The organism is Helicobacter aurati (assembly GCF_003364265.1).
Lineage (GTDB): Bacteria > Campylobacterota > Campylobacteria > Campylobacterales > Helicobacteraceae > Helicobacter_A > Helicobacter_A aurati.
Map to the genome: position 1 here is coordinate 149,320 of NZ_NXLW01000003.1, position 17,383 is coordinate 166,702.

17 protein-coding genes are annotated in these 17,383 nt (G+C 36.6%); 5 read left to right on the top strand and 12 right to left on the bottom strand.

Going from position 1 to position 17,383, the window contains the following annotated elements; translation table 11 throughout:
• Position 1: 1 nt before the first annotated feature.
• From CQA66_RS02780 to CQA66_RS02820, 9 genes are all read right to left on the bottom strand, one after another.
• A complete protein-coding gene (locus CQA66_RS02780) occupies positions 2 to 1,123 on the bottom strand; it encodes a glycosyltransferase (protein WP_104762688.1) in 1,122 nt (373 codons plus the stop codon).
• Positions 1,124 to 1,208: 85 nt separating this feature from the next.
• A complete protein-coding gene (gene flgD, locus CQA66_RS09660) occupies positions 1,209 to 2,540 on the bottom strand; it encodes a flagellar hook assembly protein FlgD (RefSeq protein WP_104762687.1) in 1,332 nt (443 codons plus the stop codon).
• Between the two features lie 24 nt (positions 2,541 to 2,564).
• Positions 2,565 to 3,452 carry an EamA family transporter gene (locus CQA66_RS02790; RefSeq protein WP_104762686.1) on the bottom strand — a complete coding sequence of 296 codons (888 nt, stop codon included), beginning with the start codon at positions 3,450 to 3,452 and terminating at the stop codon, positions 2,565 to 2,567.
• A gap of 100 nt (positions 3,453 to 3,552) precedes the next feature.
• Positions 3,553 to 4,392 carry a flagellar motor switch protein FliY gene (gene fliY / locus CQA66_RS02795; RefSeq protein WP_104762685.1) on the bottom strand — a complete coding sequence of 280 codons (840 nt, stop codon included), beginning with the start codon at positions 4,390 to 4,392 and terminating at the stop codon, positions 3,553 to 3,555.
• Positions 4,385 to 5,455 (bottom strand): flagellar motor switch protein FliM, encoded by a 1,071-nt coding sequence (gene fliM, locus CQA66_RS02800; protein WP_104762684.1) that lies wholly within the window; start codon positions 5,453 to 5,455, stop codon positions 4,385 to 4,387. The genes fliY and fliM overlap by 8 nt, the downstream gene beginning before the upstream one ends.
• Positions 5,448 to 6,170, bottom strand: a complete 723-nt coding sequence (locus CQA66_RS02805) for an RNA polymerase sigma factor FliA (RefSeq protein ID WP_104762683.1) — start codon at positions 6,168 to 6,170, stop codon at positions 5,448 to 5,450. Before CQA66_RS02805 ends, fliM begins: the two co-directional genes overlap by 8 nt.
• Positions 6,171 to 6,199: 29 nt before the next feature.
• Positions 6,200 to 6,511 (bottom strand): hypothetical protein, encoded by a 312-nt coding sequence (locus CQA66_RS02810; RefSeq protein ID WP_104762682.1) that lies wholly within the window; start codon positions 6,509 to 6,511, stop codon positions 6,200 to 6,202.
• 54 nt (positions 6,512 to 6,565) lie between these two features.
• Entirely contained in the window at positions 6,566 to 7,423 is an 858-nt protein-coding gene (locus CQA66_RS02815; protein WP_181882223.1) for a P-loop NTPase, read from the bottom strand.
• Positions 7,424 to 7,576: 153 nt separating this feature from the next.
• Complete coding sequence (locus CQA66_RS02820) at positions 7,577 to 8,581, bottom strand: glycosyltransferase family 9 protein (protein ID WP_233707695.1); 1,005 nt, start codon at positions 8,579 to 8,581, stop codon at positions 7,577 to 7,579.
• A 155-nt stretch (positions 8,582 to 8,736) separates the two neighbouring features.
• Here CQA66_RS02820 and recG point away from each other — a divergent pair, with 155 nt between their 5' ends.
• Entirely contained in the window at positions 8,737 to 10,584 is a 1,848-nt protein-coding gene (gene recG, locus CQA66_RS02825) for an ATP-dependent DNA helicase RecG (protein WP_104762680.1), read from the top strand.
• On the opposite strand, the gene dapE is transcribed toward recG, so the two are convergent.
• The gene (dapE, locus tag CQA66_RS02830; protein ID WP_181882220.1) at positions 10,568 to 11,857 is read right to left on the bottom strand and encodes a succinyl-diaminopimelate desuccinylase; all 1,290 of its coding nucleotides are present in this window, start codon (positions 11,855 to 11,857) and stop codon (positions 10,568 to 10,570) included. The two genes, recG and dapE, sit on opposite strands and share 17 nt — an antisense overlap.
• A 136-nt stretch (positions 11,858 to 11,993) precedes the next feature.
• Here dapE and CQA66_RS02835 point away from each other — a divergent pair, with 136 nt between their 5' ends.
• From CQA66_RS02835 to CQA66_RS02845, 3 genes are all read left to right on the top strand, one after another.
• Positions 11,994 to 12,755, top strand: coding sequence for an exodeoxyribonuclease III (locus tag CQA66_RS02835; protein ID WP_104762679.1), 762 nt, complete (start codon positions 11,994 to 11,996; stop codon positions 12,753 to 12,755).
• A gap of 12 nt (positions 12,756 to 12,767) precedes the next feature.
• Complete coding sequence (locus CQA66_RS02840) at positions 12,768 to 14,645, top strand: menaquinone biosynthesis decarboxylase (RefSeq protein WP_181882221.1); 1,878 nt, start codon at positions 12,768 to 12,770, stop codon at positions 14,643 to 14,645.
• 212 nt (positions 14,646 to 14,857) lie between these two features.
• Positions 14,858 to 15,301 carry a DUF4156 domain-containing protein gene (locus CQA66_RS02845; protein ID WP_104762677.1) on the top strand — a complete coding sequence of 148 codons (444 nt, stop codon included), beginning with the start codon at positions 14,858 to 14,860 and terminating at the stop codon, positions 15,299 to 15,301.
• On the opposite strand, the gene rseP is transcribed toward CQA66_RS02845, so the two are convergent.
• The gene (gene rseP, locus CQA66_RS02850; RefSeq protein ID WP_104762676.1) at positions 15,289 to 16,425 is read right to left on the bottom strand and encodes an RIP metalloprotease RseP; all 1,137 of its coding nucleotides are present in this window, start codon (positions 16,423 to 16,425) and stop codon (positions 15,289 to 15,291) included. The genes CQA66_RS02845 and rseP overlap by 13 nt on opposite strands.
• Complete coding sequence (pgsA, locus tag CQA66_RS02855; RefSeq protein WP_104762675.1) at positions 16,425 to 16,967, bottom strand: CDP-diacylglycerol--glycerol-3-phosphate 3-phosphatidyltransferase; 543 nt, start codon at positions 16,965 to 16,967, stop codon at positions 16,425 to 16,427. Before pgsA ends, rseP begins: the two co-directional genes overlap by 1 nt.
• A 263-nt stretch (positions 16,968 to 17,230) precedes the next feature.
• Between pgsA and CQA66_RS02860 the strand changes: the two genes are divergently transcribed.
• On the top strand, positions 17,231 to 17,383 hold a 153-nt coding region (locus tag CQA66_RS02860; protein ID WP_483401381.1), incomplete at its 3' end, for a flagellin N-terminal helical domain-containing protein.

Below are 17,383 nucleotides of genomic sequence, written 5' to 3' on the forward strand. Positions count from 1 at the left end.
GCTACTTTTGCAATAACTCTAGCCACAGCGGTAAAATTTCCTCTTTACTAAATTTGCTGCTGACATATTCCCTTGCATATTGCCCCATAGATTCTAAGAGCAAACTATCTTTCATTAAAATTAAAAGTTTGTTTGCAAAATCTTCAACATCATTATCTGGAATAAGAAATCCACTTTTTTCATGTACAATCACATCACTAGGACCGCTACAAATATCAAAAGCCACTAACGCCAATCCAAAAAAACTCGCCTCGAGCAAAACCATAGAAAAACCTTCGGAGTAGCTAGTCAAACAACAAATATCACTTGCGATATAGCTTGATTCTATATCTGTTCTAAAATCCTCTATACGTACAAAAGATTCTAATCCCAAAGATTGTATTTTACGTTGCAATGGTTGTTTTAATATTCCATTCCCAATGATTACCCATTCCCAATTCTCCAATAGCTTGCACGAATCTTTCAAACACATCTCTTGGAGAATCTTCGCGATAGTAACCAATCGAAAGAAACCCTTTATATCACCTTTACCCATACTGCCAATAGACAAGATTCTTTTTTTGCTTTTTTGAGGTGAGCGCAATTTGGTTGGAATCCATGCAAGAAAATTCGGGATTACTTTAATTGTGTTATGGTAAGTTGTCCATACGTCATATTCTTTTCTTGAAAGGATAATAAGAATATCAAACAGACGTAATGTTAAACGAGCGTTTTTAGGCGCTCTCATGTGCCACAATCGTAGATATGTTATCCCTTTCACTTTGAAGAAAGGGATAAATAGCCCATCGTTTGCAAGCAATTTGATTGATTGAGAATCTTGCTTCCACTTCGTAAGCATGAGGCATATTTTTATGCTAAGAAAAAATCGATGTATTGTTTTATAGAATAACTTGATTAAAGGCTGCCTACTTACCTTACCACAATGAAGATATATCACTTGTATATCTTTGTGTAATGGATAGATTGGCTCTGGATTTGCCCGATAGAAGCTAATAATTGTAACCTTGCATTTTTGGCTTTTATTTTCTTGCAAAGCATTGGCGAGATTGATACCTACACGTTCGCCTCCACCAGATTCTGTAATATCCTTTGCTGTGATAAAAAGATGTACATATTCTTCCATAGTATTCTCAAATCTATTAACCCTAAACAAAGTATTTGCTTGTTATTTGGCTTTCATTATTGATAAAGGAGCAATGACTATTAAGTTAACTCGCAATATTTTTTGAAGCATCAATGGTTTGAGATTCTGGCAAAGCAGATGACGTTATAGGTTGAGAGTGTTGATTTGCTTGAAACTCCATAGAATCTAATCTATTGGATTGGCTAGGATTCTGAATAGATTGAGAATTTACATCGCGTCTTTCTGACTGCAACAAAGCATCAAGATTGTTCGGTTTCGTATCTACATCAGACTTAGCAGATGGCAAATGCGATAATTTATCTAATTGTTCTTGTTCTAATTGCTTGCCTTTCTCTGCGCTATCTAGCATTTTTTCATATTTTTTCATCTCCTGTGCTTTTATAGCATCCTGCTTGGCTTTTGCCTCGGCTGCAAGAGTTTCTTCATCTTTATTTGCTTCTGCATTTGCTGCTAATTGTGATTCTCTTTCTGACATGATTTTGTGGTATTTATCGGCTAGAGATTCTGTTTTGAAATCATCATTATAAGCATTCATAGCTTTATCAGCTTCTTGTTTAATGGATTCCACAGATTTATGTGAACTCTCCCCGCGCGGATAAAATTCTAAGGCACTTTGTACAGGGACAATATGGTCTCCTAAACGCATAAGCGGCATACCTTTATCATAAATAATGCTTTGCACTTCGCCTCTGCCGATACGCGTTTCATCATACTGTTTAGTTATGGGATCAAGATTGTAATGCGCTTTAACCTGATAGCTGCCACTATCAACCATTCTCCCTTGAGAATCCTTACCATCCCATCTAAATTCTATATAACCTTGTTGTCCGTCTTTATCATTGAGTGGAATTGTACGAACAATTTCGTTATTCGCATTAAGAATCTCAATGACAGGGCTGCCTTTGGTAGAATCTATCTTGTTATCAAAATAGAGATTGAATCGATTCTCGCCGCTTCCTGCTACATTGAGTCCCATCACATCAGTCTCTGCAATTTTGCCAATCATCGCAACAGCGTTTAATGTATTCGCACGAGCACCTTGTGTTGTAGCATGTGTATTCTCTTCCATACCCATATTTAGCATTTCAAGGGATTTTTTCATTTCGTTTTGAAATTCCTGCAAAGACTTATTAGTTTCTTGGGAGGCTTTCATGGCTTGCGCCACTTCTTTCATAGTCTTTTTGTTCTCTTCTTGCATTTCTACTTGTGTAAGCTGCGCAGTCTGTGTAATGATTTTATCAGTTTCCATAGGAGAAGTCGGGTCTTGATTCTTTAGCTGCTCCAAAAACAATTTCATGAAAGCATCTTTATCGAGTCCATTTGCAATTTTTGTAGCTTCTTTCTTTTGCGCTCTCGAGGCTGTTGCGCCAGTTACTTCACCCAAATCTATTGCCATGCTTCATCCTTAAAGTCTTATATTCTAAGTTAAAGCACTTTGTGTTCCTTTATAGAATCTTATGATTTTATAATGTAGAAATAGCGAGATTCCAATAATTGTGCCGCCTATAAGTAACTTACCTATATCGCTATTGCTCCCAAAAAACAACAAATCAACAGCGACAGCTGCGGGGATAAGAACGTTATTCATGATGGCTAATATTCCGCTATCAACTAGGGTAGCACCTTTATTCCAAAGAAAATAACCCAATCCAGAAGCAACTATGCCCAAATATATAAGAATAGCCCATTGTGTTCCAGTAGTAGGCATACGGTCTATATTGCTAAAACACATAAAGCTTATCACTCCTACACATAAAGCACCAATATAAAAATAACCAAAAATATCCTGCTGTCTTAATGACGGGTTATTTTTAATGTATCGTTCTATTGCCACTTTGTAGAAAGTCTGCCCTGCTCCAAAGCAGATATTTGCCCCTTGCACAAGCAAAAAACCCAGTAAAAAATCAGAATCTATCTTGCCGCTGCGAATAATAAACGCGCCAAAAACCGCGAGAGTGATACTAATAAGATAAAGCAAGCGAAATCTTCTTAGACACATATCATAAAAGAGGCTTATATAAAACGGTGTAAAAATTGTAAATAGGGCAACTTCAGACGGACTTAAATAATAAAAAGAAAAATAATAAAAAAGATACATAACGCCAATTTGAATAGCACCAATACCCACAAGTTTGCATTTTAACCCCAAATCCACTCCAACAAAACGGATAAAAGGCAAAAAAACCAATAATGCTAGTCCGAAACGTAGGACAATTGCAAAATAAATATCTACCTCTTTAGCAATAAAATGCCCAATAAGAGGAAACGAAAAAGCCCAAATGCAAGTTACAATTATCAAATATCGCAAGCTTTTCCCCTAACGTTTAGAATCTCTGCCGTCCTTGAGAGTAGCAAAACCTTAGCTTCAGCTTTTAGTAGATTATTGATAGACTATTATAAGCAAGTGCCTATCCTCTAATACTCTCTAGTCGCTCTTTTTTTGTACCTATTTCTGTAATTTGCACGGCAAAATTTCCATCTACTACAACCACTTCACCCTTAGCAATAATTTTGTCATTCACTAGAATTTCAAGCGGATCACTAGCCAACTGATTGAGCTCAACGACACTTCCAATATCCATTGAAAGTACATCTTTAAGTAACATACGTTTTTGCCCAATACGTACCTTGACACTTAAACCAATATCAAGTAACATACCTATATTGCGCATTTCTTTGCTGCTTAAACTCACATCTTTGGCATTAGTAGCTGGTGATGAGGCCTCTTCTTTTGTATCTTGTTGTGCATGTGAAAGTAAATCGTTTTTAGTCAATAAAATAAATTCAGATTCCACAGAATCAATGCGAATATCAAAATGCGCAGCCTTATCATAGCCGCTCAACTCACCTTCAGTTTGCACATTATCAACATTTGTAATGCTAAAACTAAAATGAGGTAATTTTTCATGCCCGCCCAATGCGGTAGCAAATGCCCCAGTAATAGACTGAAAGACTTCTTTGAGCCCGTCTTTATCATCATCGTCCATTAATTCTTTGCCTGTATTGCCTTCTCCACCCATCATCAAATCAGGTAAAGATGTGGCTAAGAGTTCTGGCATAATAAACGCAAGAGAACTAACATTCGCGCCATCTAATATAACATTTACATCGACTTTACCAAAAGGCTGCGACAATAAATCATCTGACACATCGCTATCTTTCTGGTGCGTAACAACGGCGGTTCTACCCATCATACCATCAATAGTTGCTACAACCTCTTGCACAAAGAGCTCTATAAAATCATTCATTAGCAAATCCTTCATCTTGCATATCAATCACTTTGCTTTTTCTCTGTGCTTCGAGCATCTCAATCACTTCTTTAACTTGGTCTTTTTCAGTTTTAATCTCATCTAAAATCTGTATTGTTTTTCTAAACCTTTGTAAGCCAATTCTAGCATGATATTTTTCTCTGCCATCGACACTAACATGCACGGTATCATCAGCAACCCTATCAAGCATGATAACATCGCCAACTTTTAATTCTAAAATATCATTGAGGCTTAAATGTGTCCCCCCCAACATGGCTGCGATATGTACATCAGCACCACCAATCAAAGCCTGTAATTCTTTATTTCTGGATTTTTTCCCGCTTGTTTCACTCATCATTAAATCGCGGCTCGCTAAACGGCTAAGAATTGTCTCAAGTGAGATAACAGGGTAACAAATATTCATCATTCCACTGCTATGCCCAATAACAATTTCCATAACAACCATAACAACAACTTCGTTTTGTGCAACAATTTGCACAACATTAGGACTTGATTCTTTAGCGTCAATACTAGGGAAAATTTCTGCCACTGCTGCCCAAGATTCTTTAAGATTCTGCATAATTTGTCGCAAAATCGTATCCAAAAGATTTAACTCAATATTAGAAAATTCCCGTGTATCATCATACTGATCTCCCCTTCCACCAAGCAATCTATCAATCATGGGAAATGCAATGCTAGGGTTAATCTCTAAAACGCCTGCTCCATCCATAGGTTTCATGGAAAACACATTGAAGCTTGTGGGAGTAGGCAAGCTCATTAAAAACTCACCATAAGTCATTTGATCAACACTATGAAGCTGAATCTCAACAATGGAACGCATAATGGCAGAAATCTGGTTAGAAAGATTCCTTGCCATTTTGTCATGAATAGAGCGGAAACTTCGTAGTTGCTCCCTGCTTACTCTATTTGGTCGTCTAAAGTCATAAACAACAATTTGTTTTTCGGGAACTATATCTGCTTGTTCGGCATCTTCTACTGCACCCTCTTCATCAACGACATTTAATAGAGAATCTATTTCTTCTTGACTGAGTATCTTAGCCATTTGCTTCTCCTATTTCTCTTCTGATTTTCTTAATCACCTCTTTTGAGATTTGTGAGATTCTTGATTCTGTAATTTCTAAAATCTCGCTAATTTCAGCCAAACTCAATTCTTCTAAATAATACAGCTGGATAATAAGCTGTTCCCTTTCTGGGAGCTTTGCAAGAACCTTATGAATAAGTGCCATTAATTCTTTCTGTTCGCAAAACTTCAACATATCTGTCTCTTCTAATGCGCTAAACTGCTCATCTAACGGAACCACTGTATAAATATCACTTGCCAAACGTGCTTGTTTAATCTTGTCTAAATCTTCGCCTAGCTTTTTTGCAAGATATTCATTGCTCGGCTCTTCTTCAAACTCATTAAAATAACGTGACACTTCAGAATCAATTGCTTTAATAAGCTTACGTGAACTCCGCGAAAGTACGTCAAGTGTCCGAAGATAGTCAAGCATTGCACCATTTACACGTGTCCTTGCATAACCCCAAAAAGAATCATTCTTATTAGCATCATACCGTCTCGCAAGCTTCACAAGCTCCTCTGCACCAATGGATACAAGATCGTTCATATCAATTGAGCTAGGTAACCTCTCTTTCAAGCGAAAAGCCATGGCTTTAACAGCTGGCAAATATTGTAGAGCAAGCTCATCTTGACAATTTTTAAGATACTGATTATAGCTACTTTGCCCTTTGAGTGCTGCATTTAAGGCTTGTTGCATGGAGTTCCTTTATACTTATTCTTGCTCTATTAGTCAGTGCTTCGTAAGCCTCTAATGAAAGCGCGAATATTTTGCACTTCCTGCTCTTTTTTATCAAATTCTTTGCGATAGTACTCGAGGCTTTCCTCTAGCTTCTCTTTATGAACTTTCTCATTGCCACAATCCATAACAAGATAATAAAATGAAATTGCAACAGTAGTAATAAGATAAATTCCAACAGTAGAAAGTATTGTCCATAGTATCATAAGCTCTGGTTCATCAAACTTCACAAAACCTATTATCAAACCAATGAAAAAACCTACAACAATTGCGAAACTCAAGTAATTATCTTGTTTTAGCATAACAATCCTTTGAAAATCAATAAATTAGGATTCTTGTCCTTAAGAATCTGTTGTTTACAAATAGCCTAGCATACGTTTAAAAAAGCTCTTAAAGCCCTTAGATTCTAAAAGCATATTGTGTTCCATATCTGTAATTTCGCTTGCTAAAAGTGCTGCAATATCCCCGATACCGATAGATACTGGATTAAGTGGTTCCACTTTGGAAATCAAAGCGCGATTTCTTGTGGCTTTATTGACTGCTACATTATTCTCTAATCCACCAAGATATTTTAGAGTAAGATTAGGAATATGTTTTTTAGTAATATTTTCCATTCTTTCAAAGACTGCTAATGCTTCTTTTTGATTTTTACACATATTAATAATCATAAAAATCTGATTCTTTGTGTGCGCATTAAGCTTAATGGTTGCATAAGCATCGGTAATGGCGGAAGGATCTGGCATTGTAACGACAATAATATGCTCGGCTGCTTGCAATGTGGATTGATTAGGCGTTCCAATGCCCGCTCCTGTATCAATAAGCAAAAAATCTAATGTATCTAGGACATTGCTATTTTGTATGAAATTCTCGACAAGATTATTATTTGCATATTTTAGAATCTCTTCGCCACTATCGCCGGGGATTAAATAGAGATTTGATTCAATTTCGTAAATAACCTCATCAATCCTTACCTCACCTTTAAGCGCATGCAAAATATTTTTGTCTGTTTTTATTCCAAAAATTAAATCAAGATTTGCTAACCCAATATCTGCATCAAATACACCAACCTTAAAGCCTAGTTTATTAAGTTTATAAGCCAAATTGGCACTAATGGTTGATTTTCCTACACCACCTTTACCTGAAGTAATAGCTACATATTTTGTATGCACCCTATTGTTTATCATAGATTCTAATTTTTTTGCCTGATTATCCATCATAAATTTCCCTGCCAAATACCCTTGTTTGCCTTTGGTGTTACATAACTATTAAATTGCTGTTATTCAAAATAGTGTCAAAACCATGCTTTACTTGATTATTATTATTTATTGAAAGAATTTTACCAAAAAATAACCAAATTAACGGCACCTTTAACTTCTATTTAAGAACGTCTCGATAAGTACTGAAAACTTCTTCATAACAAGAGAAATGTAATGTTCCTCAACTTGCTTGCTCATTTTTCCTGTTGGCTGTTTAAGCATAACAAAAAATTCTGGATTCATCGCATCTCCCATCCAAAGATGCCTATCTCGCTTGCTGCACAACCAAACCATAGGAATCCGCAAATTATTAGCAATATGGCTAATGCCCGTGCTTGGGCTAATGAGCAAAGAACTAGATTCTAAAAGTGCTACGATATTAAGTAAATCAGAATCATTACAGAAAATAGCAACATTGTGTAAATCACGTAAAGATAAAGATATATCAACATTGTCTTTATATGTTGGAATAACGATGCCTATTTGTGGATAAGAGCTTGCAAGCCTACGAATAAGCAAGCAATAGCCATCAATGCTAAGATTGCAATGCGTGCTACGTACAAAAGGGTTTACAATTACTAGGGGCGATTGTATGTTGTGCGCGGCAAGAAATTGCGAAATTGTTACTTTATTGCTCTCTTGACTAGCAAGCCTTATAGCAGAAAAATCTATAAACTTAAAATTTGCCTTATAGTGCGCGGGGTCTATTTTCCATACAAGTCGTAAGATTCTTTGATATTGTGGAATATTGCTAAGATTACGTGAAATAAAAATAGTCTCAAATCGTACCCTTGTAAGATTCCATAATGTCCGAAAAGTAACAATCCTCTTAACGTTTGTTCGCATAAGAAGCTTGCATTTCGCGCGATTTGGTTGCGTAAGAATAAAACAAGTAAATCCCCGCATAGTAATATCTTCGGTTAATTGCTCATCACAAAGAGAATCTACATTAACAAGGGCATCAATAAAATAAAATTGACTATATAGATTAATGCCAAATGTATTAGTGTAAACAGTTAAATGACTTTGGGGATACAAACATTTTATAGCATATATTGCATGTAACGCAACAACATTGTCGCCAATCAACCCAGCCCGATAAAATCCAATATTCATACTTTTCCTAGAGACAACTTATAACACAAACCTCTTTGATTCTGTAAGTATATCTTAAGCTTTGCGACATTTATAAACTACAAAACGGCTTTTAACAAAGTAAAATATCTCTTTGCTCTTGTTACAATTTGCATGCTACGTCATAAGGAGAAGCTATGGGCTCTTTACTTGCTTATTGCTTAGAACATATTCCCAAGGGATATTTTTCAACTTACCTTATAGATTCTCTAACGCAAGGACAAGAAGGCGCACTAAAGATTCGGGTTTTTAACATAAAGAAATACAAAACAACACTTTTCATAGAAGCACAGGCGTTAACGTTTCAAAAACCAATACGCATTGTAATCTTCAACTATCGACCTTATCATCACAAAATATTTTCGGCGGGCAATGAGCTGTTCGTGCAAGGCTTTATTGAACAAGAAAAAAACGCCTACGGCGATAATCTCACACTCATTAATCCTAAAATCATTACAGAGATTAACACCATAAAAGCAATTTTCAAAAGACGTGGCATACATCTCGACATCCTGCAAAAACGTATCTGCTGGGAATCGCTGCTCGCAACGCAGATTGGAGAAAAATACGCAAAATACCTCTATGAAATATTCCATCCTAGTTTAGAGTTTTTTAAAGCCTATAATGCAATCAAAGCTTTTCCTAGTGAATATATCCAAGCAATAAAATTCACTGAAATTTTTTCATATATCCAAAAATTACAAAATAAACGTACAAACTTCCCTGCAAAATTCCAATGTCAAGGGGATCTGCAACCCTTCCTTAACAAGCTTCCTTTTCGTCTCACAAAGGCACAACAGGCGGCCATCAATGATATAGCAAACGATCTTTCTTCCATGAAAGCGACTAAACGTATCATTATGGGAGATGTGGGCTGTGGGAAAACAATGGTGATTCTTGCAAGTGTTATGCTTACTTATCCTCAAAAATCTATTCTTATGGTGCCAACTAGTATTCTTGCGCAGCAGATTTACAATGAAGCAAAAAAGTACTTGCCCGCCTTTATCAAGACTATTTGTATTACTTCAAGGAGCAACGGCAAAAATGATATAGTAGGTGATTTTGTTATTGGCACACAGGCTATTCTTTATAGAGGTGGAGATTTTACTAATTTTGCACTTGTAATGACAGATGAGCAACATAGATTCGGAGCAGCTGTACGAATGAAACTAGAGAAAATGTTTGAATCTAAAGACGGCATAAATATCAAAAAACCACATAATTTACAATTTTCAGCAACGCCTATTCCACGAACAATGGCAATGTTACAAAGCAATATGATAGATTTTTCTTTCATTAAGGAATTGCCTTGTAAAAAAGACATTACTACCCGCATCATTGACAAGACTGGATTCTCTTCGCTTATTACACAGATTAAACAAGAACTTGCAAACAACAACCAAGTGGCAATTATTTATCCACGTATTGAGGATACAGCAATAGAAACTAACACACAAGATTCTACAAGAAAAAACAATATTCCTTATATGTCCTTAAAAGATGCGCAAAGTTATTGGGAAAAGCACTTTACATCAGTGTTTAGCACGCACGGTAAAGACAAAGAAAAGGAGGAAATACTGCAACGATTTGGGCAAACCAAGGGAGCTATTTTGCTTGCGACAACAATGGTAGAAGTAGGTATCTCCTTGCCACATCTGACTATCATTGTCATTGTAGGAGCAGAGAGACTAGGGCTAGCTAGCTTGCACCAACTACGCGGCAGAGTAAGCCGCAATGGAACTAAGGGGTATTGCTATCTCTACACTCATCAAGTTTGCAATGAACGTCTTATAAAGTTTTCACAAACATTAAGTGGGTTTGATATAGCAGAACTTGATTTGGAGTATCGTAGCGGAGGCGACTTACTCGATGGTATCGCACAAAGCGGGGATACTTTCACCTATTTTAATATGCTAATCGATAAAGAACTCTTGCAAGAAGCCCAACAAAAACTCGCTAACCAATTGCTCATTTTGAACGACTAAACAACTCAAAATTACAGAGCACATAACGAAATATCTTCTGTAATCGCTCTATATCCTGCAAACTTACACGTTCATTAATAGCATGGATTCTATCATTGCAAACGCCAACTTCTGCCACATTCGTACCAAATGCGCTAAAAAACCGCGCATCGCTTGTGCCGCCGCTTGTGCTTCTAGTGATACTTGTCTTGTCTTTTGTCATTGCAGATTCTTGATAAGATTGCGCAATGTTTGATTCTAAAAACTCCAAAAACAAAGTATCAGTGGTTAAAAAGCTCTGTGCACTTTGCTGTAATTCTAAAGTATAAGGCAATCCATCAAGAACATGGTCAAGATATTTTTTTAAAGAATCAAGAGTAGTCTGTGTAGAGTTGCGCACATTAAACATAATTCTCACATCGCTAGGTGTTACATTAACCGCTTCAATCCCCCCACGAATATCTGTAATAACAAGCTTTGATGGCTCAAATTCCTTGCTGCCATTATCCAAATTTACTCCAGCCAATCTACCCAATCTCTCCCCCAAAAGTTCAACAGGATTAATACATTTGCTAGGATAGGCGACATGCCCCTGTTTGCCCGTTATATGAATCTTGCCGTTAATAGAACCTCGTCTGCCAATTTTAATAACATCTCCTGCAATATTATTACTTGTTGGTTCTGCAACAACACAATGCGTAGGTATAAAATTGCATTGCTTCAGAAACTCCAACACATATTTTGTACCGTAGAGAGCTTCCCCTTCTTCATCGCTTGTTAGTAAAACCGAAAGGATAAAATCCTGTTCAAGCCCCATAGCAAGATATTCTCTTATCGCATGAATAAAGCAAGCAATGCCGCTTTTCATATCTTGTGCCCCTCTACCATACAAATACCCGTCTTGCAGAGTGGGAGTAAAAGGGTGAAATTTCCATTGCTTTGAATCCAAAGGAGACTCTATATCACTAGATTGATTGCCCGCCTTACCTTGATAATCTTGTTCCCATACACCGCCCGGCGGAACAACATCGATATGCCCAGCAAAGCACAAATGTAAAACATTGGCAAACCTGTTAGAGTGCGCTTTTGTAGTATTGCTTGGAGACGTAGATTCTATATGTTTAGGCATTTTATACAAAAAAAGATTCCGCACTCCGCCTTTATCCATCCGCAACAAATGAAAATCCGGTAGCAAACTCTGTATATATTCATAAATGCCCGATTCTAACGGGGTAATAGTGGGATAAGCAATAAGCTTTTTTGTAATATCTAGTACGCTTGGCAACGAAGTCATAAATATCCTTAAAAATTTAAAGTATAACATACAATTCAGTATACTCAAATCCAGCCACTGCGGTACATATAAGCTTCTTGACGATAAGCTGTTATAATTCTTACACAATAATAAAGCCGTAATGAAAGGAATGATTTTGAAGCTTATCTCGTGGAATGTTAACGGTTTGCGAGCCTGTATGAATAAAGGATTTATGGATTTTTTTACAGCTATCAATGCAGATATTTTTTGTATTCAAGAATCCAAAATGCAAAAAGAACAAAGCAATTTTAATTTTACAGGTTACTATGAATTTTGGAATAGCGCAGAGAAAAAAGGCTATTCTGGTACAATCATCCTCACTAAAGAGCAGCCTTTAAGTGTCAAAAATGATATGAATATCCCTCATCATGACAGAGAGGGGAGAATTATTGCGGCTGAATATCCTGATTTTTATCTCGTAAATGTTTATACGCCTAATTCTAAAAGAGAACTTGAAAGATTAGAATACAGACAGGAATGGGAAGATGATTTCCGTGCATTTCTCAAGAATCTTGAAAAACATAAGCCCGTTATTGTCTGTGGAGACTTAAATGTTGCCCACCAAGAAATCGATTTAAAAAATCCAAAGACAAATCGCAGAAATGCTGGCTTCACTGATGAAGAACGTGAAAAAATGACTAAACTTTTAGAATCTGGGTTTATTGATTCTTATCGGTATTTTTACCCCAACAAAGAAGGGGCTTACACTTGGTGGAGCTATATGGGCAAAGCAAGGGCGAATAACACGGGTTGGAGAATTGATTACTTTCTTCTCTCGAAATGCTTGCAAGATACATTAAAAAACGCGTTTATTTACCCCGAGATTATGGGTAGCGATCATTGTCCAGTGGGAATCGAGCTAGCATTGCAAATCTAACAAAGGATGTTTATGGATGATATTATCTCTTTCCTACAAGCACACAATGAACTAAAAGTGATTGATGTGCCATTAGATATTGAGCTAGAAATTCCTCATTTAGCGTATCTTGAAGTCAAGAAACAAGATTCTAAAGCACTCCTTTTTACAAAGCCAATTCACAAAAGCCCGCAAGGCACTTCGACTTTTGCTATGCCAGTACTTATGAATGTTTTTGGTTCTTTCAAGAGGCTACAACTTATTGCTACGCAATATAATAGCAATCGCAATTTCACTGATATAGAATCTATTGCCACAGAAATCAAATCTCTGCTTGATCCTACCTTACCCAAAGGCATAAAAAAGCTCTTTGCAAAATTACGAGATATATATCGCATGCGGCATATATTCCCGAAAAATTATAAAGGCAACGCGCCCTGTCAAGAAATTATTATGCAAGGAGATTCTATTGACTTATTTTCTTTGCCTATTCTCAAGACATGGGAAGAAGATGGCGGACGTTTCATTACTATGGGGCAGGTATATACGCAAAGCCTAGAAACAGAGGATTCTCAATCACACACAAGCAAAACTCCAGCGAATAACATAGGCATGTATCGTTTGCAAGTGCATAGTCAAAAAACATTGCTTTTGCATTGGCAGATTCATAAAGACGGAGCGCACTTTTTCCACGAATATAAAAAGGCAAATAAAAGAATGCCTGTTAGTGTTGCTATTGGTGGCGACCCTCTTTATATTTGGTGCGGACAAGCACCTATGCCGCCTAGAATGTTTGAATTAATGCTTTACGGGCTCATTCGTGGCAAAAACGTACAGCTTGCGCAATGTATTAGCAATTCCTTACGCATTCCGTATGATTGTGATATAGTTATTGAGGGGTTTGTTGATACCAATGAATTCGCTCCGGAAGGAAAATTTGGCGATCATACAGGATTTTACACTCCTATCGAGGATTATCCCGTTATGCAGGTAACCGCTATTACCATGCGCAAAAAGGCTATTTTTACCGCTACGGTTGTAGGAAAACCGCCGCTAGAAGACAAATATATGGGATTCATGACAGAGAGATTGTTTTTGCCATTGCTACAAACAAGCGTTCATGGTTTATTGGACTATTCTATGCCAGAAAATGGTGTTTTTCACAACTTGATACTTGCAAAAATAACAACAAATTACCCCGCTCAAAGTCTGCAAATTATGCACAACTTCTTTGGATTAGGGCAATTAAGCTTCGTAAAACATGCGATTTTTCTAGACTCACACGCTCCTAGCTTGCACGCTGATTATAGGATTCTGTGTGATTATATTTTAGAACGTATCAGTGTCAAGCGGCTCGTTATTACAACAGGGATTTGCGATGCACTAGACCATGCTAGCGAAGAGTTTGGTGTCAGTGGTAAGCTAGCCATTGATGCAACAGGAGAATCTGTGGATTTCTCTTTTACACCTATAGATTCAAAAACATTGCTCGAAAAAATGCAATCTATTGCTAGCGAAATAGAATCTTTGCATATCTATCCGCATAAAAACCCTATTATTATTTGCCGTATTACAAAAAGAGAGAATCCTATATTTTTTTATGCGCAAAGATTCTATGAAAAGCTAAAACAATATGCGAGTTTTTTTGTCTTTATAGATTCTGATGAAGACTTGCAGAATTACTATTTACTTATTTGGCGCATTGTCAATTCCATTGATATTGCACGTGATTTACGAATTATAGAATCCTGTGCTTTCTTAGATGCAACAAGTAAGGGGGCACTAGAAAACTACACAAGAGAATGGCCAAAAGACACGTTGTGCACAGAAGCTGTTATAGAATCTCTGCAACAAAAAGGGCTTTTAGAAGGAATAGATTCTGCATTTATCAAGCAATTTGGGATTCTATAATCATTATCCTCTTACAAAATTCTATAACACCATAATTCATGTGGGAATCTGACACAACTTTGCATACAGATTCATAAAACAATCCAAGCTATAAGCAACGGCTGCTTTGATAATAACTTATCATTATTAGTTCATAAGAAATTTTACTGTCTTGATTTATTATTCTTTTTCTTATAGCATAGATTCCAATAGACTTAAGATAAGGATAATATATGCAAAAATGTATTTTTTATCTATCTGTTTGTATTGAGGCAATATTAGCAAGTGGATGCATTGCCTTCCACGACCCTCAGACTACTTTACTGCAAGAAGCACAACATATAGTTATCGTTTATGAAAAACCAGACAACTGTAAAATGCTTGGAGAAGTAGATGGCTTCAAGAAAAATACTTGGGGCGGTCTGGATCTCAAACAAATCAAAGATTCTGCAAAAAACGATATGAAGAATAATGCTTCTGCAATGGGTGCTGACACTATCTTTGTAGTCAGTGAGGATAAGCTAACAAGCTCAAACGAGGTGATATCGGGAAAGAAGAATACTAATGATTCTATCTTTGGTAGTAGGACTAGAGAAGAAATTGTGAAAGAGATTCATATACAAGGAACAGCCTATAAATGCAAAATGGATAACAATGACTTTCGTCATAAAGAATGACTAAATAAACGTTCTATATCATTATAGATTCCTATCCCCATAATGGTTATGATTAAAGCTATCCCGATAACGACTAACACTTTAGCAACTTCTGGATTAACTTGTCTGCCCGTAAGCCATTCACAACAAACATACACAATCTGCCCTCCATCAAGTAGCGGCAAAGGCAATAAATTAATAATACCCAGATTGATGGAAATAAACGCAATAACCCAAAGAAAGACGAGGAAATCCGCATTCAATGCCTTTAGGCTCACTTCGGTGATTCCAATTACGCTACTAACCGCATTCAATCCAATAGCACCAATAAACAAATCTTTTAACCCTCGATACAATACCAATGCTGTGTCTAATGTTTGCTTAGCAGAATGTACAAGGGAATCTTGCAAAGAAACAGGTTGCATTTCTTGTAATGGGGATACGCCTAATATCAATCGGTTATCAGAGCTATGCCTAAGTGGAACTTCTAATTCAAGGATTGCCGATTCCTTATCTTGACTCGCGCCCTGTCGTGAAACAACAACTAACGCGGTAGCATTGACGGTGGTATTTGATAAAACAGAATCTTTTTGAGTATCTAAAAGTGCAGGAGATTCTGTCGGATTAAGCGATTTAGAAATCTCCTCGAAAGAATGTATCGTTTGTCCATTAATGCTAAGAATCTTGTCGTTTGTTTGTAACATTTTAGAAGCAGGGAAATGCGAATCTATCTTGCCTACAATCGGTTCTTTGCTATAACTTGGCACGCCCTGCAGGAATATATACACATACAGCAAAAAAGCAAGCAACACATTAAATAAAGGTCCAGCAAAAAGAATAAGGACTCTTTGGAATGGATGCTTTGCAAAGAGAGAGTAAGAATCTTGCTTGCAGGCTATTTGATTATCTTGCATGTTTCCAGCATTAGTAGAAACAACCTCGCCTTGTAATTTAACATATCCACCAAGAGGAATAAATGAGAGGCAATATTGCGTCTCTCGATGTCGATACGCAAAAAGCTTTGGACCAAAACCGATGCTAAAAACCTCCACTCGCACACCAAAAATCTTCGCAAAAAGAAAATGTCCTAATTCGTGAAAAAACACAACAAAAGAAAGGGCAAGCAGGGAAAAAAGAAGATTCATCAAACAATGGCTTTGTAGTATTTAATCGTGTAATCTAATCCAGAATACACCGTAACAAAAACAGCAATCCATAAAAATAATTCACCGCCAGGGAAAAAATTCGCCAACAAAAAGGCAATAGCTAGAATCTGAAAGCCTGTCTTATATTTGCCTAATGCACTCGCCGCAACATTTTGTTGAAAATTTGCAGCAACAACACGTAGTCCTGTGATATAAAATTCACGTGAGAGGATAATAAAAACAGCCCAAGCATTCGCCCGCTCAAGCAACAAGAGCCCCACAAAAGCACTAAGCATTAACATCTTATCAGCCAAAGGGTCAAAAACTTCTCCAAAAGTACTCCCTAAATTAAATTGACGAGCAATATACCCATCAAAAAAGTCTGTAATCGAAGCCACACAAAAAATCAAACACGCAAAATAATCTCGCCATGCAATATGTACATAATGAGGTACAAGAGATTCCCAATGTAAGAGAATCACGAGTAGTAAAATTGCTAATATTATTCGCGAGATTGTAAGGATATTGGGAATATTTTTCATAACATTGTCCTTAATGCTAGCCCAAAAAAGTACTATTTAGAATCTTAAACTCCATAAAATCTCATTATAACAAAAAGAGTGGTACATTCGGGCTTTTATCTAGCGAATTTAAAGCACTGCCAATTTCTCTGTACTTATAAAGCAATTAAATTATAGAACAACATATAAAAAATTTAAAAAAAACAAAAAATTGCCGATATAAAGCTAACAAGCAAGGATGCTTGGGATATTTTATATCAAAATATAATCACAAGGAGTGACAGATGGCTTTTCAAGTCAATACCAACCTTAATGCGTTAAATGCGCATGTACAGAATGTCGTTACTCAAAGAAATCTTAAAGATTCTTTGGAAAAGTTAAGTTCAGGTTTGAGAATCAACAAGGCAGCTGATGATGCTTCAGGTATGATTATTGCA

Bases quoted from the DNA above. Each gene is read 5' to 3' on its own strand.
- CQA66_RS02780 (WP_104762688.1), bottom strand. From the start codon at position 1,123: ATGGAAGAATATGTACATCTTTTTATCACAGCAAAGGATATTACAGAA.
- flgD (WP_104762687.1), bottom strand. From the start codon at position 2,540: ATGGCAATAGATTTGGGTGAAGTAACTGGCGCAACAGCCTCGAGAGCG.
- fliM (WP_104762684.1), bottom strand. From the start codon at position 5,455: ATGGCTAAGATACTCAGTCAAGAAGAAATAGATTCTCTATTAAATGTC.
- recG (WP_104762680.1), top strand. From the start codon at position 8,737: ATGGGCTCTTTACTTGCTTATTGCTTAGAACATATTCCCAAGGGATAT.
- CQA66_RS02840 (WP_181882221.1), top strand. From the start codon at position 12,768: ATGGATGATATTATCTCTTTCCTACAAGCACACAATGAACTAAAAGTG.
- CQA66_RS02810 (WP_104762682.1), bottom strand. From the start codon at position 6,511: ATGCTAAAACAAGATAATTACTTGAGTTTCGCAATTGTTGTAGGTTTT.
- fliY (WP_104762685.1), bottom strand. From the start codon at position 4,392: ATGAATGATTTTATAGAGCTCTTTGTGCAAGAGGTTGTAGCAACTATT.
- dapE (WP_181882220.1), bottom strand. From the start codon at position 11,857: ATGACTTCGTTGCCAAGCGTACTAGATATTACAAAAAAGCTTATTGCT.
- CQA66_RS02845 (WP_104762677.1), top strand. From the start codon at position 14,858: ATGCAAAAATGTATTTTTTATCTATCTGTTTGTATTGAGGCAATATTA.
- CQA66_RS02820 (WP_233707695.1), bottom strand. From the start codon at position 8,581: ATGAATATTGGATTTTATCGGGCTGGGTTGATTGGCGACAATGTTGTT.
- pgsA (WP_104762675.1), bottom strand. From the start codon at position 16,967: ATGAAAAATATTCCCAATATCCTTACAATCTCGCGAATAATATTAGCA.
- rseP (WP_104762676.1), bottom strand. From the start codon at position 16,425: ATGAATCTTCTTTTTTCCCTGCTTGCCCTTTCTTTTGTTGTGTTTTTT.
- CQA66_RS02815 (WP_181882223.1), bottom strand. From the start codon at position 7,423: ATGGATAATCAGGCAAAAAAATTAGAATCTATGATAAACAATAGGGTG.
- CQA66_RS02805 (WP_104762683.1), bottom strand. From the start codon at position 6,170: ATGCAACAAGCCTTAAATGCAGCACTCAAAGGGCAAAGTAGCTATAAT.